The 18,571-nt window shown below is 35.7% G+C and carries 16 protein-coding genes; 8 read left to right on the top strand and 8 right to left on the bottom strand.

Features of this window, described 5'->3' with window-relative positions; genetic code table 11:
• Window positions 1-18 precede the first annotated feature (18 nt).
• Genes PFY09_RS14025 through PFY09_RS14015 form a run of 3 tightly spaced genes read left to right on the top strand, consistent with a single transcriptional unit; the run spans window position 19 to window position 2,045 of the window.
• The gene (locus PFY09_RS14025; RefSeq protein ID WP_271160114.1) at window positions 19-939 is read left to right on the top strand and encodes a helix-turn-helix transcriptional regulator; all 921 of its coding nucleotides are present in this window, start codon (window positions 19-21) and stop codon (window positions 937-939) included.
• Between the two features lie 44 nt (window positions 940-983).
• Window positions 984-1,613: an energy transducer TonB gene (locus tag PFY09_RS14020; protein WP_271160113.1), complete on the top strand. Its 630-nt coding sequence runs from the start codon at window positions 984-986 to the stop codon at window positions 1,611-1,613.
• Window positions 1,614-2,045, top strand: coding sequence for a nucleoside deaminase (locus PFY09_RS14015; RefSeq protein ID WP_076391415.1), 432 nt, complete (start codon window positions 1,614-1,616; stop codon window positions 2,043-2,045).
• Window positions 2,046-2,109: 64 nt separating this feature from the next.
• On the opposite strand, the gene PFY09_RS14010 is transcribed toward PFY09_RS14015, so the two are convergent.
• Window positions 2,110-2,868: a type III pantothenate kinase gene (locus PFY09_RS14010; protein ID WP_271160112.1), complete on the bottom strand. Its 759-nt coding sequence runs from the start codon at window positions 2,866-2,868 to the stop codon at window positions 2,110-2,112.
• A 146-nt stretch (window positions 2,869-3,014) separates the two neighbouring features.
• Between PFY09_RS14010 and PFY09_RS14005 the strand changes: the two genes are divergently transcribed.
• A complete protein-coding gene (locus PFY09_RS14005; protein ID WP_271160111.1) occupies window positions 3,015-3,617 on the top strand; it encodes a hypothetical protein in 603 nt (200 codons plus the stop codon).
• A gap of 90 nt (window positions 3,618-3,707) precedes the next feature.
• Here the strand turns inward: PFY09_RS14005 and PFY09_RS14000 are convergent, their stop codons facing one another.
• Window positions 3,708-5,549, bottom strand: coding sequence for a M1 family metallopeptidase (locus PFY09_RS14000; protein WP_271160110.1), 1,842 nt, complete (start codon window positions 5,547-5,549; stop codon window positions 3,708-3,710).
• A 329-nt stretch (window positions 5,550-5,878) separates the two neighbouring features.
• On the opposite strand from PFY09_RS14000, the gene PFY09_RS13995 reads away from it, so the two are divergent.
• Together PFY09_RS13995 and PFY09_RS13990 are read left to right on the top strand one after the other, a co-directional pair.
• Window positions 5,879-6,127 carry a hypothetical protein gene (locus tag PFY09_RS13995; protein ID WP_271160109.1) on the top strand — a complete coding sequence of 83 codons (249 nt, stop codon included), beginning with the start codon at window positions 5,879-5,881 and terminating at the stop codon, window positions 6,125-6,127.
• Complete coding sequence (locus PFY09_RS13990; protein ID WP_271160108.1) at window positions 6,127-7,254, top strand: hypothetical protein; 1,128 nt, start codon at window positions 6,127-6,129, stop codon at window positions 7,252-7,254. The genes PFY09_RS13995 and PFY09_RS13990 overlap by 1 nt, the downstream gene beginning before the upstream one ends.
• A gap of 208 nt (window positions 7,255-7,462) precedes the next feature.
• Here PFY09_RS13990 and PFY09_RS13985 read toward each other — a convergent pair whose 3' ends face one another.
• Window positions 7,463-9,154, bottom strand: a complete 1,692-nt coding sequence (locus PFY09_RS13985) for a DUF6909 family protein (protein WP_271160107.1) — start codon at window positions 9,152-9,154, stop codon at window positions 7,463-7,465.
• A 382-nt stretch (window positions 9,155-9,536) separates the two neighbouring features.
• Between PFY09_RS13985 and PFY09_RS13980 the strand changes: the two genes are divergently transcribed.
• Both PFY09_RS13980 and PFY09_RS13975 read left to right on the top strand, forming a co-directional pair.
• Window positions 9,537-11,732 (top strand): glutamine synthetase III family protein, encoded by a 2,196-nt coding sequence (locus PFY09_RS13980; protein ID WP_076391403.1) that lies wholly within the window; start codon window positions 9,537-9,539, stop codon window positions 11,730-11,732.
• A 441-nt stretch (window positions 11,733-12,173) separates the two neighbouring features.
• Entirely contained in the window at window positions 12,174-12,887 is a 714-nt protein-coding gene (locus PFY09_RS13975; RefSeq protein ID WP_116098260.1) for a C40 family peptidase, read from the top strand.
• Window positions 12,888-13,259: 372 nt separating this feature from the next.
• Here PFY09_RS13975 and PFY09_RS13970 read toward each other — a convergent pair whose 3' ends face one another.
• From PFY09_RS13970 to mreC, 5 genes are all read right to left on the bottom strand, one after another.
• Window positions 13,260-13,838 (bottom strand): pentapeptide repeat-containing protein, encoded by a 579-nt coding sequence (locus tag PFY09_RS13970; protein ID WP_271160106.1) that lies wholly within the window; start codon window positions 13,836-13,838, stop codon window positions 13,260-13,262.
• Window positions 13,839-13,954: 116 nt separating this feature from the next.
• Window positions 13,955-15,184 (bottom strand): rod shape-determining protein RodA, encoded by a 1,230-nt coding sequence (gene rodA / locus PFY09_RS13965; RefSeq protein WP_076391397.1) that lies wholly within the window; start codon window positions 15,182-15,184, stop codon window positions 13,955-13,957.
• Window positions 15,181-17,214 carry a peptidoglycan D,D-transpeptidase FtsI family protein gene (locus tag PFY09_RS13960; RefSeq protein ID WP_271160105.1) on the bottom strand — a complete coding sequence of 678 codons (2,034 nt, stop codon included), beginning with the start codon at window positions 17,212-17,214 and terminating at the stop codon, window positions 15,181-15,183. The genes rodA and PFY09_RS13960 overlap by 4 nt, the downstream gene beginning before the upstream one ends.
• Window positions 17,211-17,717 (bottom strand): rod shape-determining protein MreD, encoded by a 507-nt coding sequence (locus PFY09_RS13955; protein ID WP_076391393.1) that lies wholly within the window; start codon window positions 17,715-17,717, stop codon window positions 17,211-17,213. Before PFY09_RS13955 ends, PFY09_RS13960 begins: the two co-directional genes overlap by 4 nt.
• The gene (gene mreC / locus PFY09_RS13950) at window positions 17,710-18,564 is read right to left on the bottom strand and encodes a rod shape-determining protein MreC (protein WP_076391391.1); all 855 of its coding nucleotides are present in this window, start codon (window positions 18,562-18,564) and stop codon (window positions 17,710-17,712) included. The genes PFY09_RS13955 and mreC overlap by 8 nt, the downstream gene beginning before the upstream one ends.
• Window positions 18,565-18,571 lie beyond the last annotated feature (7 nt).

Below are 18,571 nucleotides of genomic sequence, written 5' to 3'. Positions count from 1 at the left end.
TGGTAGAAACTTTTAGCAATGAAAAAAGATTTTTATCTTACAAGATACGCTTTAATTATAAAAAGATTGGAAAGTTCTCCGGCTACCTATTCGCAGCTGGAAGAGTATCTGCTTAACTCCTTTGAATTTCAGGATGCAGGGATTAAAGGCTACTCTATCCGTACTTTGCAAAGAGATATCAGGGAAATTTCAGATCTTTTCAATCTCTCCATTCATAATAAAAAGAAGGGAGACAATCGTTATTATATTGAGAGCCGCCCGATTATGGAAGTGGATGAATACAACCAGAAATTACTGGAGTCTTTTCAGGTAAGCAACGCTCTGAATCTTCATCCTGATTTTTCTAACCTTATCTTTTTCGAAAGCAGAAAGCCGACAGGTGTTGAACATTTTTATGATCTTTTCTTTGCCATCCGTAACAAAAGAATTGTTTCCTTTGAGCACTACAACTATAAAAATAAACTGATGACTTCCAGAAAAGTTCATCCGTTGGCTTTGAAAGAATCCAAAGACAGATGGTACCTTATTGCTATTGATACCAAAGATAAAATGCTGAAGTCTTTCGGACTAGACAGAATTAATTATCTGGATGTTTCTAAAAATAATTTCAGGGAAAAATACAAATACAATTTCAGAGAACACTTTAAAAACGCCTTTGGTGTGATGAATCTTGCAGAGCAAAACCCGCAAAAAATTGTTCTGAAATGCAGCAGACATCAGGGAGAATACATCAGAAGTTTTCCGCTTCATCAGTCTCAGAAAGAAACCAAAGAAACGCCAGAAGAAATATTTTTTGAGTTTTTCCTGCATCCTACTTACGATTTTATGCAGGAAATTCTTTCCTTTGGAAAAGAAGTTCAGGTAATTGAACCTAAACTTTTAGTTGACGATATCCGCAAAAATCTTCAGGAGTCTTTAAACAGGTATCTTGAAAGCTGAAACTTATCAAGATTTTTTGATTACATTTACATAAATATATCAAAGTGAAATCTTTTTTTGTTTTTCTTTTTTGCTGCGTTTTTTCTTTCTGTTCTTCGCAACAGACCGATGAATTCAAGCTTATTAAAAACTATTATAACCAGCATCGTTCTATGCTCAGCAAAGAGTTTAAGAAAAAATTTGATGCAGAGACAGATAATTATCATAAGGCATCCATAAAGCTCGATTATATGCTTTTCATGCAGAAAATGGACAGTGTAGAAAATGTCGCGCTTACCGGAGCTTTATTAAAAACCAAAAACCTTGAAGATCTCAGCAAATTAAAATTACTGAAAACTTTGTCTCCCGAAGCTCCTGCGGCTCCTTCGGTAGTTATTGATAAAATGGCAGATTATCCCGGAGGAATTAATGAGCTGCGAAAAGAAGTAGCCCATCTGTTTTATCTTGGCGGTGTATATTCTGATGTAAAAACCGTAAAAACTAATGTGGCTTTTATTGTAGAAAAAGATGGCAGCATCAGCAATGTTCAGGCAGAAGGAGATAATTTCACGTTCAACAGACAGGCAGAAATTGCTCTTTATTCTGTTTCACAAAAGTTTTCTCCGGCTATCATCAATGGTGGTCCGGTACGATATCGTTTCCGGCTTCCTTTAACCATGAATATTGAACCATAAATGTTTACCGACGAATATTTCATGAAAATGGCTCTTCATGAAGCTGAAACCGCGTTAGAAAAAGATGAAGTTCCTATCGGATGCGTAATAGTTTCCAATAACAGAGTGATTGCAAGAGCCCATAATCTTACTGAAACCTTAAACGATGTAACGGCTCACGCAGAAATGCAGGCAATAACTTCTGCTGCCAATTTTCTGGGCGGAAAATATTTAAGAGACTGTACACTCTATGTCACAATGGAACCTTGTGTAATGTGCTCCGGTGCATTGTCGTGGTCACAAATTTCAAAAGTTGTCATCGGGGCAAGAGATGAACAACGGGGGTTCATCAATAAGAACCTTTCTCTTCACCCAAAAACAGAAATCGTTACCGGGATTTTAGAAAATGAATGTTCTTTAATTGTGAAAGAATTCTTTAAATCTAAAAGATGATATAAAAGTTGAGGTTTAGGATAATATTTATCAATCGTTTTTTTATCTGAACCTCAAGCTTTTACTATAAATTTTTCCCCAGAAAATATAACCCTTTCAAAGTATGCAATCTGTCCATCACGTGAATCTTATCCGTTAGAGGTTTGTAGACATGAGAGACTCCGCTTATTGCCACCACAAAACAATCATCGTTTACCTCATCGTTTATTCTGTCTATAAATCCTTCTACCATTCCCAGAAATCCGTAGACCATTCCGCTTTGCATACAGGTTACCGTATCTAAACCCAAAACGGTTTTTGGCTTTACCAGCTCAATTTCCGGAAGCTGAGCAGTCTGGCTGATCAGAGAATTAAGTGCAGTAACGATTCCCGGAGCGATAATTACTCCCAAAGTTTCTCCGCTTTCTGCAACACAGCTTGCCGTGAGTGCAGTTCCGAAATCCAGTACAATTTTTTTTCTGTCGGGATACATATTATGAGCCGCAACAAGGTTTGCATAAATATCAGTTCCCATCTGTTTAGATTTTGCCTGAACTTCGGAAGGCGTATTTCTGTCAACAATCACAGGATGAATATTGTGGATCTTTTTTATTGCTGCACTCATCACTTTTGTAAGCTGAGGTACAACAGATCCGATAATGACTTTACTGATTTCTGCAGGCTCAATTTTATAGGTCTGATACAGCATCAGCATTTGTACGTATAATTCGTCTGCCGTTCTGTATGGTTTTGTATTAATTACCCAGGAAATATCACAGTTGTCTTCGTTAAAAAGTCCGAATCTGATATTGCTGTTTCCTATGTTTATTACAATTGACTTCATTTATTTATTTTCAAAAAGATGGAAATCTCCGATTAATTTTAAGGCATTAAATTTACTGATTTTAGTAAAACTACGGTTTAGATTTTCTTGTATTTAAGAAACAATTATTTATATTTAAACCTAAAATCACTTCAACTCAAATTTTCATGAAAAAACTGATTCTGCTATTTTTATTTCTTTCGGGAATTAACGCTTTCTCACAGACTGCCGCCGGCGCAAAAGAAGTATTTGAAAAAATAAAAAAAGAAGCAAAGATCGACGGAAGCGATAAGACGGTTTACCATATTCTGGACGAGTTCTACAACAAGAGCTTACAGGCTGAAAATGATGAAATGACCACGGAAACCATTGAAAAAATCCAGAGTCTGCTTTCCGATCCTTCTACAAAAAATATTCATCTGCTGATGTTGTTTTTGATGTATCAACAGCATATAAGCCAGACAGCAATGGTTGGCAAAAAGCCTAATTCTGAGTTTCAGGTAGAAACAATGAAGATATTGAATAGTGAATTTCAAAAAATATATGGGAAAATTCCTGCCATCATTTATATTTATACTTATGAATCTTTGGACAGTGCAAACAAGAAGGACGAAGCTAAAGCATTTGCTGCGCAGGGTTTAAAAGAATATCCCGATTCTGTTCCTTTAAAAGTTTATCATTATCTCAATACCAATGATGAAGTCCTAAAAAATGATTTGGTTAAAAATCATTCTAACCACTGGATGGTAAAGCAATTTGGAATTCAATAAAAATTCACTTTCAATTATCACGTAATATCATATAAAAAAATCCCTGAAAAAAACTCTTCAGGGATTTTTTATGCTTCTTTAAATTTAATTTTATTTCACTTCAACGAAATTATCCGCCATATTCACATCAGCAAGTCTTTGACTAAAATCTATTCCTAAAACCGATAACTGTGATTTTGTATAAGGAATGGTGATGGAGTATTCTTTCTGCGTCCAAGGCCAGTAAGGCATTGTTTTGAATTCTCCGTAAGCATCTTTTTCCTTCCACGTACGAGTCATGTTCATAGGAATCTGATAATTGATTATTTTTTTGTCCGTAGTTATCACACTGAAATCAATCGGCATCGGAACCTGTCCGTTATTCACCAAAGTAATAGTAGTGGATTTTGCATCGTATTTTACGTCTTTGATTCCGTAATCAATTGTTTTTGTGGTATTGATCCAATAATTCTGAAACCATTTCAGATCCATTCCTGATACTTTCTGGGCAATGTGTAAAAAGTCTCTGTCTGAAGGATGTTTTAGCGCCCATTGATCGTAATACTGCTTCAATGTTTCCGCAAGATTCTGTTCCCCCATAATGTAACCCAACTCAACCAGATATAATTCTCCTTTTACATAAGAAGCATACGTATAGGAAGTTCCGTTATCATGATGATCTCCCAACCAGATTGCCGGTTCTTCGATACCTTTTTTTACAAAATTTCTATAAGCATTTAATGAATTGGCAAAAGGATTCGGAAGTTCTTTTGCAGGAGGAAACAACTGATTCATTACATATCCTTCCGCATAACTTGTAAATCCTTCGTCCATCCACGGACGCATCGGTTCGTTGGTCGCAAGAATTTGCTGATACCACGAATGCGCTCCTTCATGAGCCATTAATCCCATCAATCCTTCAATATCATTTGCTTCACCTAAAATCATGGTACACATTCCGTATTCCATACCTCCATCTCCTCCCTGAATGAAAGAATATGTCGGATACACATATTTCCCGAAATGGGAATTCATCAACTGATAATATTTTGTGATGTAAGGCTGTGCTTCTTCCCAGACTTTTGTTTTATCGTTATTCTGATATACTAAAAAAACTTTCGGACCTTGCGGAACGTCAAAACTTTTTACGATATAGTCTTTATCTGCAGCCCAGGCAAAATCGAGGATATTTTTAGCGCTCCATTTCCATGTTGCTTTATTTTTATCTGCTTTAATTTTAGCATTAGCATCATACCCTTTTACTTCAGAAGGATTTTCCAGAATTCCTCCCGCTCCGATTACATACTCTTTATTGATTTTAATGGTTACATCAAAATCCGAGAACGGCGCGTGAAATTCCCTTCCGATATAATCAAATGTCGCCCAACCGTCGTAATCGTATTCTGCGATTTTCGGATACCATTGCGTCATCGTCATATCCACTCCTTCCCTGTTATTTCTTCCGCTTCTTCTGATTTGCTGCGGAATTACCGCATCCCATTCTAAAGTAAATGTAGTGGACGAATTAGGTCTAATCGGTTCTGCAAGGTAAACTTTCATTACCGTCTCCTGAATCTCAAACTTCAGTATTTTCCCGTTCTGTTTGATCCAATGGATATTTTGCGCCCCTTCCTGATCTTTCGGGATCGAAGCCAATCTTGAAACACCATCTTTCTGAAGTCTGGAATCTCCGTTTTTTCCCTGTCCTGCAACTCTCTGATCCATCATCGAATTGGGTTTGAAAGCATTCCAGTACAAATGGAAATAGACAACATTCAATTCGTCCGGAGAGTTATTTTTGTAATCTAAAGTTTGTTTTCCTTCGTAGGTAAACTTTTCAGCATTCACATCAATATCCATCTTGTATTTCGCACTCTGCTGATAATAAGCTCCCTGCTGAGCATGAAACTGTGAAATGATAAATGCAAACAGGATTGCAACCGATTTTTTCATTTAAAATTTTATTTTTTCTAAAGATAAGTATTTAAAATAAAAGCCTCAAATATGAAGTTTTGATTAGTTTGTGTTTGTTTATAATATAGATTTAATTAATTTAGATAATTATTTTACATAAAAGTTGAAAATATGAAAGAAAAATTTTAATGCGTCAAGTTTTAGCGCATTATAGTATTAGATTTGTTGAAAATAAAATATATAACAAATTAAATATGTCAAATAGTTATAAATAATAATAAAACATATTGTTTTGTATGCTATTTGTATATATTTGTAATATTATAATATTTCTAATCATATTAATTTGAATAATTAAAATAACTATAATGAAACGTTTTATAATTAATTACATTAACAATTTAGAGCTGACTGTAAGTGTTGTCGGGGATGTACTAGCTAAGACTTTCCGAAACGACAATGGATTAATCAGTGATGAAGGACGTGAAATTTTAGATAACGATATTGACAGAAAGAGTGTTGAGGAGGCAGTTGATTATCTTAAAAAACATTCTGAAGTACAGAATAAAGAAGTTGAACTATCAGACAATCGTAAAATTCTAATTTCAATCGGTTAATGAATTACAACATAGCATTAAGTAGCTTTGTCTATATTTTAATATTTATATTTCCTGGAGTTCTTTTCAGGAAGTTTTATTATATAGGACCTTTCACTAAGCAGTTTAATAATGGTAATTTATTTGAAAGATTTATTATTACATTATTTTTAAGTGTAATATCATTAATGACTTCGGGAGGAATAATTTTATTCTTGAGAGATGTATTAAATATTCCATTTTTGCCATCAATATCATACACTACGGTATTTAACGTACTGAATGACTTACAAGATAATAAATTACCAGATCCAAAGATATTTACTAAAACTTACAAGGACTTCACTATATTATTAATGCTTTTATTTTCTCTTTCAGGAATACTGGGAGCATTTTCTTATATGCTTGTAACTACTTTTAAATTAGATTTATACCTTAATGTATTTAAATTTAATGACAAATGGCATTATCATGTAAAAGGCAAGAACAGTAATAGAATAAAAGAGGAAAAATATCTCTACACAGAAGTAAATGTTCTGACTCAGGATGGTAATTCAGAAAAAACTATGTACTCCGGATATCTGAATGATTATACAGTAGATGAGAATAATAGTATAAAATCGGTTATTTTAGAAGAGGCACACAGATACAGCTATAATGATTTAAATAATTCAAATCAAGATAGAGAAAGACCTATAAGAGGAAGCTTAATGTATATAGCTTGTGAAAGTGTAATGAATATTAATTTCACTCATATTTTCTTGCCTAAAGTAAAGAAAACATTCAAAGAGAAGCTAATTATTTTTCTTAAAGTAATTTTTGCGTTATTGTATGCATCAACATTCATTTTATTTTGGATGGATAATGTTATTTATCACTTCGATCAAATATGGAAAAAAGCTATATTTATTATATTCTCTATTCTGATTGAGATGATTTTTTACAATGCTTTAAAAGACTTGCTGAATAATAGTAAAAATAAAATTCAAAGATCAATCATTTACTTTCAATGTATTGTACTTTGTGCAGGATTAGTTGTATTCGCTTTAGACTTACTTGATTTTTGGTGGATTTTAGCAATAGAATTTTTAATAACTCTTGCTTTTGTTCAACTTATAACATACTTAGCAAATAAAAAAGCGTCCTAAATAAGATGTTCTTTTTTATTTTACGTTATGTATTTTGAATGCTAAAATTTTTTAAGATTAGACATTTGGATAATTTACAAAATATTATTATTTAACAGTAAGTTTATAGATTCACATAAATTTATATAATCATCTTAGAAATTCATGTCTCAACAAAAAACCTCAAATGAAAACATTCGAGGTTTATATGTAATTGAAATTAATCAAATTATTTTTTCGCTGAAGATTCTTTCTTTCCGCTCTGTAAGATCTTTTCTAAGATTCTTAAGGTAATAAGATAGGTTGGTTTTACCCCTGTCAATCCTAAACCTCCCGAAGAAAGCGTACTTCCGGTTTCCAAAGGATTATCGGATGCGTAATAAGCATACATCACGAATAAATCCGGAGTAATGTGATGTCTGATTTTAGATGCCACCTGAATTGCTTTCTGATAATGTGCTCCTTCCATCTCAAGACCGATCGCTTTCCATGAAGTATTCATAAAATACGAAAGAATGTCCCTGTTCTGAAGCGAAGTTCCCAAAACGGTAATCATCGGACCTTCGAAAGCTTTTAATTCATCGTCTTTAAAATCGTCCAGTTTCAGGGCATTTTCAAACGGATAATTGTCTGCTGTTCCTTCAAAAATATGTGAAGTCGGGATCATGATGTCTCCTTTTCCTCCGGCAAGAATTCCCGCTTTCCCCATGATGGAAACAGATTTTACCTTCATCATATACACTTCCCCTTTATGTTCGTAAGGTCTCAGCAATTCGTCCATTATTTCGTAAGCCTGTTCTCCGAATGCATAATCAAAAACCATTACAACATCATCACCTGCAAATTTAATATCCTGAAAAGGTGTATTTCTGAGATCTGTTTTGCTGAGGTCGATGATCTGCACATCGATATTACTTCCGCTTTTGTCATTAATGTAGATCATTCCCTGTTCCAAAGCGTATTTTGAAACTTTATCGCGAAGTTCTTTCTTGTCGGAAATTTCTCCGTACATTTTATAATCTACTTCTTTGTGATCTTTTTTCTTCAATGCTTCGTTGGCATACAGCATATTTTTCACAGAGTGCATATTTGCAGAAATGATGTGAAGCGGTCTCATGTGAAGATTATTTTCAAATAGCACTTCTTTTACTTTATTCGCCCACTTTTCACCAAAATAGTGATGTCCTACTCTTTCCTTTAAGATAGCACTGAAATGAATTTCTCTTTCTCTGGTCTGTTTTGCATCTTCCAGACTTACTTTCGCAAGGTTGTAGATAATTTTGAATAAACGGTCAGGATTTTCATCATCCCCGAAAGTATTATAAGCCTTTAAAGTTTCATCAAACGTTCTTCCTATTAAAGAAGACAAATGAATAAGGGCAACTTCTTTTTCTCTTCTGCTGAATTTTTTCTCGCCCTTCACCACTTCTTCGATAATTTTGAAGGCTCTTGTCGGTTTCCAGTTTTCATCCTGAATGAAAGCCAGATTGCGAACTTTATCTGCCTCAATGAATAAAAAGGTAAGGTGGGTAAGAATATCATAAATTTCCGAACGCCCCAAAAGAACTTCAATGTTCATCTGGTGTTCATCGATTCTGTAACAGTTTCTTCTTCTTTTTTTAGGAACGATCGGTTCGAAACTTCCTTTATCAAAACCTTCGTCTGATGTAAGATGAATGAAGGCGCATTCTTCGATTCCTTCTGGAAGTCTGTCTAAAACATACATCAAACCATCGAGCTCCACTTTGCTGGGCATACTCATGGTACCGTAAATTTCCGGATTGATCGTCTTCAACAAACTTCTAATGCTTTCTCCTGAAACTCCGCTCGGCTTGAAAAAACCTCTATAAAACAGGTGTCTCATAGATATGTATAGTCTTTCAATTGCCTCGGTGGTTTCTCTTGCTCTAGAATTTGTCATATATTTAAAATTTTTATAAAAAGTCTGCTAAGTTACGAAAAATATTTTAAATGATACTATTAATTTGCTAACCAGCATTTTAACACAATTGGCGTAACAAACAAAAATTGTTTTTCTGTCTTAAAATTAAGATTTTTGAGGTGTTCTTTTTTAATGTATCAGCAATAAATTTTCTTAATATTAAAAGTTACAGTTTAAAGTTCGATTCACTTTCTCATATATTAATAGGTATAAAAATTTCAATTTGGGAATTCAAGCCCCTTTAAAAACTCATTATATTTTAAAATTATATTAAATTTCAAAAGCACCCCTTAAATTTTCAGGGTAAAATATTTTTCAATTCATTTTTTTTGTAAATTTGCCCCGTAAAAATTAACCTAATATGTCAACTTTAAGATTCAAAGCGTTAGAAACTTTACCATTCAAGGACTTCAGAAGAGATAATTCTGTAGAAGTTCCCGTGAAATTATCAGAATTATTCTGTCAGAATGTTTTCTCAGAAGAAACGATGAGAGAATATTTAACGAAAGAAGCATTCCAGTCTATTATGGATGCGGTAAAAAAAGGAAGCAAAATCCAGAGACACATTGCAGATCAGGTTGCGGTAGCCATGAAAGACTGGGCAATGAGCAAAGGTGTAACGCACTACACACACTGGTTTCAGCCTTTAACAGGTTCTACAGCAGAAAAGCACGATTCATTCTTCACACCAATTGAAGGTGGAAGAGCGATCGAAAGATTCAGCGGAAATTTACTGATCCAGCAGGAACCGGATGCATCTTCTTTCCCGAATGGAGGTATCAGAAACACTTTTGAAGCAAGAGGTTATACCGCATGGGATCCTACATCTCCTGCGTTCATCATGGGAACTACTCTATGTATTCCTTCGATCTTCATTTCTTACACAGGAGAAACTTTAGATTATAAGGCTCCTCTTCTAAGAGCTTTGAACGCGGTAGATGAAGCTGCAACCAATGTAATGCAGTATTTCGACAAAAATGTAACGAAAGTAACCCCAACTTTAGGTTGGGAGCAGGAATATTTCTTAGTAGATTCTGCTTTATATCAATCTCGTCCTGATTTGGTTTTAACAGGTAAAACTTTATTAGGACATTCTCCTGCAAAAGGGCAGCAGTTGGATGACCACTATTTCGGTTCAATTCCTACAAGAGTCATGAATTTCATGAAAGAGTTGGAAATCGAATGTATGAAATTAGGAATCCCTGTAACAACGAGACACAACGAGGTAGCTCCGAATCAATTCGAATTGGCTCCAATGTTTGAAGAAGTAAACGTTGCTGTTGACCACAACTCTTTGTTGATGGACGTTATGGCAAGAATTGCTCACAGACATCATTTCCATATTTTGTTCCACGAAAAGCCTTTCGCTGGCGTAAACGGAAGCGGAAAGCACAATAACTGGTCTTTAGCAACCGATACAGGTGAAAACCTTTTAAGCCCAGGAAAAAATCCTAAGAAAAACTTACAGTTCTTAACGTTCTTTGTCAACACAATTAAAGCAGTTCACGAATATGCAGATCTTTTAAGAGCAAGTATTGCTTCTGCAAGCAACGACCACAGATTGGGTGCAAACGAAGCTCCGCCGGCAATTATTTCCGTATTCATCGGAAGTCAGTTGTTCAGAGTTTTGGAAGAGCTTGAAAAAGTAACGGAAGGAAAACTTTCTCCGGACGAAAAAACAGATTTAAAATTAAATGTAGTTGGAAAAATCCCTGAAATCCTGTTGGATAACACAGACAGAAACAGAACTTCTCCATTTGCATTTACAGGAAATAAATTCGAGATCAGAGCGGTAGGTTCTTCTGCAAACTGTGCAGAATCTATGACGGTAATGAACACGATTGCTGCAAAACAATTAAACGACTTCAAGAAAGAAGTAGATGCTTTAATTGAAACTGGTCTTAAGAAAGATGAAGCAATCTTCAATGTATTGAGAGAGTACATCAAGCAGTGTAAAAACATTATGTTTGAAGGAGACGGATATTCTGATGACTGGGCTAAAGAAGCGGAAAAGAGAGGTTTAAACAACTTAAAAACAACTCCCGAAGCTCTTAAGCAGGAAATGGATGAGAAATTCTTAGCGCTTTACGAAGAGATGGGAATTTTCACGCACAGAGAAGTTGAAGCAAGAAACGAAATTAAATTAGAAAAATATTCTACGGTTATTGATATCGAAGCAAGAGTGTTAAGTGACATCGCAAGAAACCACATTATCCCTTCCGCGTTAAATTATCAGAACAGACTGATTGAGAACGTAAAAGGGTTAAAAGAAATTTTCGGAGACAAAGAATTCAAGTCTTTGGCAAAAGAACAAATGAGCTTAATTACAAGCATTTCCGAGAATGTTTCTAAAATTAAAGTAGGCGTTGAAGATCTTATTAAAGCAAGAGAAGCGGCAAAAGCAGTTACCGAGAGCCAAAAACAGGCTGAAGAATACTGTAATAAGGTAAAACCTTTATTCGACACCATCAGAGATGCATCAGACGATCTTGAAATGATGGTAGACGATGAGCTTTGGCCAATGACGAAATACAGAGAAATGTTATTTACAAAGTAACATTTGTAAAGTTCCATATTAGTGAAACTCTCCGATTGATCGGGGAGTTTTTTTATGAGGTATGAATGCTTTGTTAAAACGAAAACAACAGCCGTTATAAAAGCATTAAAAAGTAGAGTTAAAAACCTGAAACAACCGAAAAACCAATCATTTATTAACAAAATTTATAATGGGGTATTTTGAATTAATTTGATTGCCTATCCTTTATTTTACAATAATCCGCAATAATTTTGTTAAAGAATCTTAATAAAAAAAACCGCACACCTACCCAAAACAGGCGGTTGCGGTTTATTTTTTTTTAACATACGTAAAAATTATGTTAAAATGTGTTAAATAAAGAAGCTGACAATTGTCATATCGGGGCTCTTTTACTTGGATTCTATATTTTTGTATTGCTTTTGAAAATATACTATCCTTTTTTAACACGGTAATCAAATATATATGAAGAAAAGAGTTTTGTTTTATCTAGTTGCTTTCGTCTCTACTGTATCGTTACAATCGTGTGTTACAAACTACGTAGTTTCAAAACCAGCAACTTACGCTAAAGAATACAAAACAGATGCCAAACTTGCCTCTCTTGAAACAAACAAAATGGAGCAGGATAAGCAGAAATTAATCAACTCATTTCTTGCAGAAAAGGCAGCTACTTTAGCTAACGCAAAAAATTCTATCAAAAATTCTGAGATTGCAAAAGCAATCAAACATAACGCAACAATCGATAACATCTTAAACGAAGCACAGACTTATCTTGGAACGCCATACCGTTACGGAGGAATGACAAGAAATGGGATTGACTGTTCAGCTTTTGTACTTTCAGTTTTCGGTGCTGCAGCAGGTCTTAGCTTACCAAGAGTAGCTGCTTCACAATCTGAAGAAGGTGAAAGAATAGAAAAAGAAAACCTTCAGAAAGGAGATTTGATTTTCTTTTCTCACGGAAGAAGAATTTCTCACGTAGGAATCGTAGAAAGCGTAACAGAAGAGGGGGAAGTGAAGTTCATTCACGCCGCAACTTCAAAAGGAGTCATGATTTCTTCATTAAATGATTCTTATTGGGGTCCAAAATACAGATTCGGAAAGAGAATCATCAACGAAAACGGAGAAGCTTACAATAATCTTGCAACAACAACTCCGGCAGCAAACGCAGCAAGTTTTTAATTTTAAATAATTGATTTAAATAATGAAACCATCAAAATTTTTGATGGTTTTTTTATTGTTCCGTTTTTGACTACCCCGTCTTTTGCTTTGCAAAATCCACCTCTTCAGAGAAGGGGAATTGCTTTTTTCTAATACTAAGAAGATAAATAATTTGCTTTTAGTTTCACAGAGCCGTTTCACTCATAAAAGAGCTTAGATAATTTTTATCTCATTTTGTTATTAAAATTACTGTGAAATTGAACTACTGCGGAGTTCTGATTCTGCATTCTTCATTTATACTACACAGATATTACCGAATATTTATGTAACGAAATTCCAAAGATAAAATGGTATTAGACAGCAAACGATCAACGATTAACCATCAACTGTAGTCTATCCGTTTTTATCAATTTCAATATCGAACTGATGAAGGAGTCCATGAATTTCAGAAAGCGAAAATTTAGCCTTCTTAAGCCTGTTTAAAATCGGATTGATGGAATAACTGAACGATGTACGGAAATCCGCTTTTTCGAGGTTGGTATGGTCGAAAACAGCTCCGGAGAGATCGCATCCGGAAAATATTGCGTTCGATAAATCGCATTCAGAAAAATCAACCTCAATTAATTTTGAACTTCTGAATAGTGTTTTTTTAATTGATGTTTTATAAAATATGGAATTGTTGAGAAGACAGCTTTCAAATGTAAACGATAATCCGAATTCGTTGCAGTCGTTGAAATGCAGTCCAAACATTTTACACTCTTTAAAAACCACCTCGCGAAAAGCTGTTGAAACCAGATTCATCATGCTGAGGTTGCAGCCAATAAATTCGCAGTCATTAAAATTATAGCCTGAAAGATTCGCGTATTCTAAATTACAGTTTCGGAAAGTACAGTTTTCGTATTCGCCTTTGTCTAAAAGCTGCGTTAAATTTTTGTTCTCAAAATGCTGATTTGAAAAATAGGATTCTTTCATAAACTTTGTTGAGAGTTATTTTATCTCGCGAATTTGGCAGGTTACGCAGATCTCAATTATGAAAATTAAAACATACCATTTTAAGCTTCCATCATCCAACTTCTATCCTCCAGCTTTTAAACCAGACTATTCTTATCCGAATAATTTAATTTAAAGAAAATAAAAGTCATCATTGAGAACGCCAGTAAAGAACTTCCTCCATAACTGAAATACGGCAACGGAATACCAACGGTTGGGAATAGCCCCATTACCATTCCTAAATTGATGGTAAAGTGCATTAAAAGAATCGAGGCAAAGCAATATCCGAAAACGCGGTTAAAGCCCGATTTCTGCTGCTCGGCGAGATAATAAATCCTTCCGATGTACACCATATAACAGAGAATAAGAACGGCGCTTCCTACAAAACCCCATTCTTCACCTACAGTACAGAAAATATAGTCGGTTTCCTGCTCCGGAACAAATTTCCCCTGCGTAACGGAACCTTCACGGTATCCTTTTCCCCAAAGACCTCCGGAACCGATAGCGGTTTTAGAATACAACAAATTATATCCGGAAGTATCCCTGAATGCTTTTTCACCTTTAAAAAGAACCTCAATTCTTTCTCTCTGGTGTTTCGGCAGTTTTTCTAAAATATAAGGCGCACCGAAAGCCAGACCACATAAAAGCAGCACCGAACCCGCAATACTTGAGATGGAAATAATATTCCACGACATTTTGTAATAATTCATTGCAATGTATCCTCCGATAATCAGGATGATGGTAATCGCAACCCAGATCGGATCTATCGCCAAAGAGACGAGGAAAACCCCTGCAAAAAGAAATCCTACTCCAAACAGAACTCCGCTCAATCCTTCACGATACAAGGCAATAAAGAAGGCGATAAAAACCAACATGGAACCAACATCGGGAATGGCGAGAACCACAACAGCCGGAATTCCGACAATAGCCAAAGTGGTTAGTAATGACTTCCTGTTTTTCAGATTAAATTCCGGTCCGGAAACATAATTTGCGAGCATTAAAGCCGTTCCAATTTTTGCAAACTCAACAGGCTGCATGGTAAAACTTCCGAATTTATACCAGTTTTTCTGCCCGAGAATTTCTTTTCCAAAAGGAAAAAGCCCGATCAGCAGTAAAACACCTCCAATGTAAATAATTCCTGACATATTTTCGAAGAACTTGCTTCGTCCCACGAAAATCACCAATCCGACGAACAGGGAAATGCAGAAGAAAATAAGCTGTTTTTCTCCTAACTTTTGGTCTACACTATAAATATTTGCGATGGCAAAAGCACAAAGCAGGAAATATAAGCCAAGACCTAATTTATCTATTCCTTCTGCCCATTTCATTGTTTAGCAGGTTTTGTTTTATTATTTTTCGTTTCGATGTCTATCTGTTTCTGCAGTTTTGCTTTCTGCTCTTTTACGAATTTCAGGCTGTCCTGTATCCTTTTTTGCTTAACAGAATCTACTGGCTCTTTGTATAAACCTTTACGCTTCAGATCAGCAATCCACTGTCTTTTATATTCAGGCATAAAGCTTGAGGAAGTCATTTTTTTGTAGAGATTTTCACGCTTCAGATCACCTGTAATAAATTTTTCGGCGATTACCGTTGAGGCTGGACCTGCCCAAGTCGCTCCAAATCCGGCGTGTTCCATTACCGCCGCAACCACAATTTTAGGTTTATCAGCCGGAGCAATCAAAACAAAAATGGAATTATCTTTTCCCTGCGGAACCTGTGCGGTTCCCGTTTTTGCCAACTGGGTAAAATCGTTGGATTTTAAGCCATGTGCCGTACCTCTTAAAACTACGGCTTCCATTCCTTTCAGCACAGGTTCAAAATGTTTTTTATCAACCAAAGTCTGATGCTTCTTTTTGAATCTCGGATCCGGATTGGGTTTTCCGTCGATCGATTTCACGATATGCGGAGTGTAATACCATCCTTTATTGGCGATTGCAGCCACATAATTGGCAAGCTGAAGCGGAGTTACCAATACGTCTCCCTGTCCCATTCCGTTGAAAACAGCCCCGGTTGCCAAAGGATCCCAGTTTTTAGGATCTTTTTTAGAACCACTTGCTTTATAAATAGAAGCCATTCTTTTCTCATAAAATTCTCCGGTTGGAATTCTTCCTTTTGCACCTACTGCAAAATCATTGTTCAAAAATTCCCCTACTCCGAAACTGCTCATGATCTTTTTCCATTCGTCAACTCCCTTCGAAGGATTTCCGGGATATTTATTGAGAATTGCTAAATAAGCGTACGAAAAGTAACAGTTACTCGAAACCTGAATAGCAGGAATCAGCGGATCTGCGCCACCGTGACCTTTAATTCTCAACCCTCTGTAATTAAATCCGCCTCCACAAGGAAACACTGTATTTTCGTCCATTACGCCCATCTGCATTGCAGACAAAGCGGTTAACAATTTAAATGTGGAACCGGGAGGATAAGCCGCCTGTAAAGACCGGTCGAAAGTCGGTTTGTTTTCGTAAATTGTATCTTTGGATAAAGCGTATAGATTTTTAGATTTATTCGGTCCTGTAAAAAGATTCGGATCGATATCCGGTCCGGTTGCAGCCACCAGAACTTCTCCGTTATTGGGATCAATTGCTACAATGGCGCCATGCTTATTGACAAGCATTTCTTCGGCAATTCTCTGCAAATCGTAGTCTATGGTAAGGGTGATGTCTTTTCCTGTGATGACGTCCTTATCTAAAGATCCGTTTTTATAAGGTCCTACATTTCTCAGTTTGATGTCCTTCTGAATGTATTTCATTCCCTTCACTCCGCGAAGGTCTTTTTCGTAGGCTTTTTCAACTCCTGTTTTTCCGATGAAATCGCCCGGTAAGTAATACGCAGAGTCCTTTTTAATTTCCCTTTCGTTAACTTCACTGGTATATCCCAAAAGATTTCCAGACGTAGAAACTTCATACTGTCGCTGAGGTCTTGAAACGATGCTGAAAGCGGGATATTTGAATATGATTTCCTGAACTCTCGCAATGTCTTCACGGCTTAGATTTTTCATGAAGGTCATGGGAGTCAGCTTGGAATAATATTTTTCTTTTTTAATATTTTCGATGGTTCTGATGAAATCATTTTTCGATATCTTCATCAGGTTACAGAATCCTACGGTATCAAAATCAGGACGCATTAAAGCCTGAGTGAAGGAAATTTCGTAGGCAGGCTGGTTTCCCACCAGAATTTTGCCGTTGCGGTCAAAAATGACTCCTCTTTGCGGAATAACGTATTCAATTTTAATGGAAGTATTGGCTGCATTTAAAGCATAACGATCCGTAAATAACTGTAAATAAGCAATTCTCGCTACAAAAATCAGAGCGATAACGATAAGAACGGAAAAGATTTTTAAATAACGTGTGTTCAAACTTTTTGTTTGATTTTAAAGATTAATGCGTAAATAACTATAAATATAAACGAAATTAAACTAGTTACCAATACATTAAGCAATATTTCAAAAAATCTGCTCAACTTGAAGAATTCAATGTACTGTACTAAAAGCTGATGCAAAAAGATACTTGAAAATAAAAACAGTAAAAACTGCGCCCACTGCAGGGACTGAAAAGAGAAAAAATCTGTGGAAGTATCCGTAGAAGTTCTGAAAATCAATGTTCTGAAATAAGCAATCAAAGTGGTTGCAAAGGCATTCATTCCCCAGGTTCCGAGAAATGCATCTACGGAAAGCCCGATAAGAAAACTTAGTGCTAAAAACTGAAATTTATTTCTGAAAAAAGGATAAAACATCACGAATACCGGATAGAGCACCGGAGTGTACTTTCCGAAAATGGTGATCCTGTTCAGTACAAAAACCTGTAATGCAACCAGAAAAATCATAATCAATATATCCGTAAATAATGTTCTGCTAATCATTTTCCTTTTTTATTACAGCCTGCATGGTATCCTGAATCTTCTGAACTTCAGCTTTTTTGAGGTTTTTCACCACATAAACTTTGCTTAAAGCTCCCATTTTTTCACTTAGTTCCACAGAAATATCCCAGAATCCGGTTTTATTATCCACAGAATATCCTGCAATGGTTCCGATCTGTACGCCTTTAGGGAAAATCGCTGATTTTCCGTCGGTAACCACAGTATCGCCAATTTTCAGGGCAACATATTTTGGAATATCCGCCAAATGCATTACTCTGGAGTTGTCTCCGTTCCATGTTAAAGTTCCGAAATATCCTGAGTTTTTTAAAGCAGCATTGATTCTGATTTTATTAACACTTAAAACCGACTGAACCAAAGCATAGCTGTCTGTAGAATTAATAACGATTCCGGCAATCCCTTTTGGAGCCATCACGCCCATTTGCGGAAAAACACCGTCTCTGCGACCTCTGTTGATGGTAAAATAGTTATTTCTTCTGTTGATGCTGTTGAAAACAATCTCTCCGTCTACAAAAGTATAGATTTGTCCGCCTCCGATCGTATCATGAACTTTTCTGAACATTGGATTTTTCGCTCCTTGTTTTCCGTAAAGTTCCACCATCAAGGCTTTATTTTGTGCCACAAGATCTTCGTTGATTTGTTTCAGCTTAAGATACGAAACTCCTTCATCGATATATCCCGAAACCCAAGAATTGAAAGCAGCAGACTGCCCTGCAATCCATGATTGCTGCATTGCGTTTTTAGAGAATATCAGAACAAGAGCAATGATTTGCAGAAATATAAAGAAAACAAATAGCGCATTCTTTGAAAATAATCTCAGCAAAAATCCCATTCAGATG

Origin of the sequence: Chryseobacterium gambrini (genome assembly GCF_027920505.1) — a bacterium.
GTDB lineage: Bacteria > Bacteroidota > Bacteroidia > Flavobacteriales > Weeksellaceae > Chryseobacterium > Chryseobacterium gambrini.
The sequence above is the reverse complement of the archived record's forward strand: the minus strand, read 5'-3'. Positions and strand labels throughout refer to the sequence as shown.

Excerpts from the sequence above, each read along its gene's own strand:
- PFY09_RS14025 (WP_271160114.1), top strand. The coding sequence starts at position 19 with ATGAAAAAAGATTTTTATCTTACAAGATACGCTTTAATTATAAAAAGA.
- PFY09_RS14015 (WP_076391415.1), top strand. The coding sequence starts at position 1,614 with ATGTTTACCGACGAATATTTCATGAAAATGGCTCTTCATGAAGCTGAA.
- PFY09_RS13955 (WP_076391393.1), bottom strand. The coding sequence starts at position 17,717 with ATGATTAGCAGAACATTATTTACGGATATATTGATTATGATTTTTCTG.
- PFY09_RS13990 (WP_271160108.1), top strand. The coding sequence starts at position 6,127 with ATGAATTACAACATAGCATTAAGTAGCTTTGTCTATATTTTAATATTT.
- rodA (WP_076391397.1), bottom strand. The coding sequence starts at position 15,184 with ATGAAATGGGCAGAAGGAATAGATAAATTAGGTCTTGGCTTATATTTC.
- PFY09_RS13985 (WP_271160107.1), bottom strand. The coding sequence starts at position 9,154 with ATGACAAATTCTAGAGCAAGAGAAACCACCGAGGCAATTGAAAGACTA.
- PFY09_RS13995 (WP_271160109.1), top strand. The coding sequence starts at position 5,879 with ATGAAACGTTTTATAATTAATTACATTAACAATTTAGAGCTGACTGTA.
- mreC (WP_076391391.1), bottom strand. The coding sequence starts at position 18,564 with ATGGGATTTTTGCTGAGATTATTTTCAAAGAATGCGCTATTTGTTTTC.
- PFY09_RS13980 (WP_076391403.1), top strand. The coding sequence starts at position 9,537 with ATGTCAACTTTAAGATTCAAAGCGTTAGAAACTTTACCATTCAAGGAC.
- PFY09_RS14005 (WP_271160111.1), top strand. The coding sequence starts at position 3,015 with ATGAAAAAACTGATTCTGCTATTTTTATTTCTTTCGGGAATTAACGCT.
- PFY09_RS14000 (WP_271160110.1), bottom strand. The coding sequence starts at position 5,549 with ATGAAAAAATCGGTTGCAATCCTGTTTGCATTTATCATTTCACAGTTT.
- PFY09_RS13970 (WP_271160106.1), bottom strand. The coding sequence starts at position 13,838 with ATGAAAGAATCCTATTTTTCAAATCAGCATTTTGAGAACAAAAATTTA.
- PFY09_RS14010 (WP_271160112.1), bottom strand. The coding sequence starts at position 2,868 with ATGAAGTCAATTGTAATAAACATAGGAAACAGCAATATCAGATTCGGA.
- PFY09_RS13975 (WP_116098260.1), top strand. The coding sequence starts at position 12,174 with ATGAAGAAAAGAGTTTTGTTTTATCTAGTTGCTTTCGTCTCTACTGTA.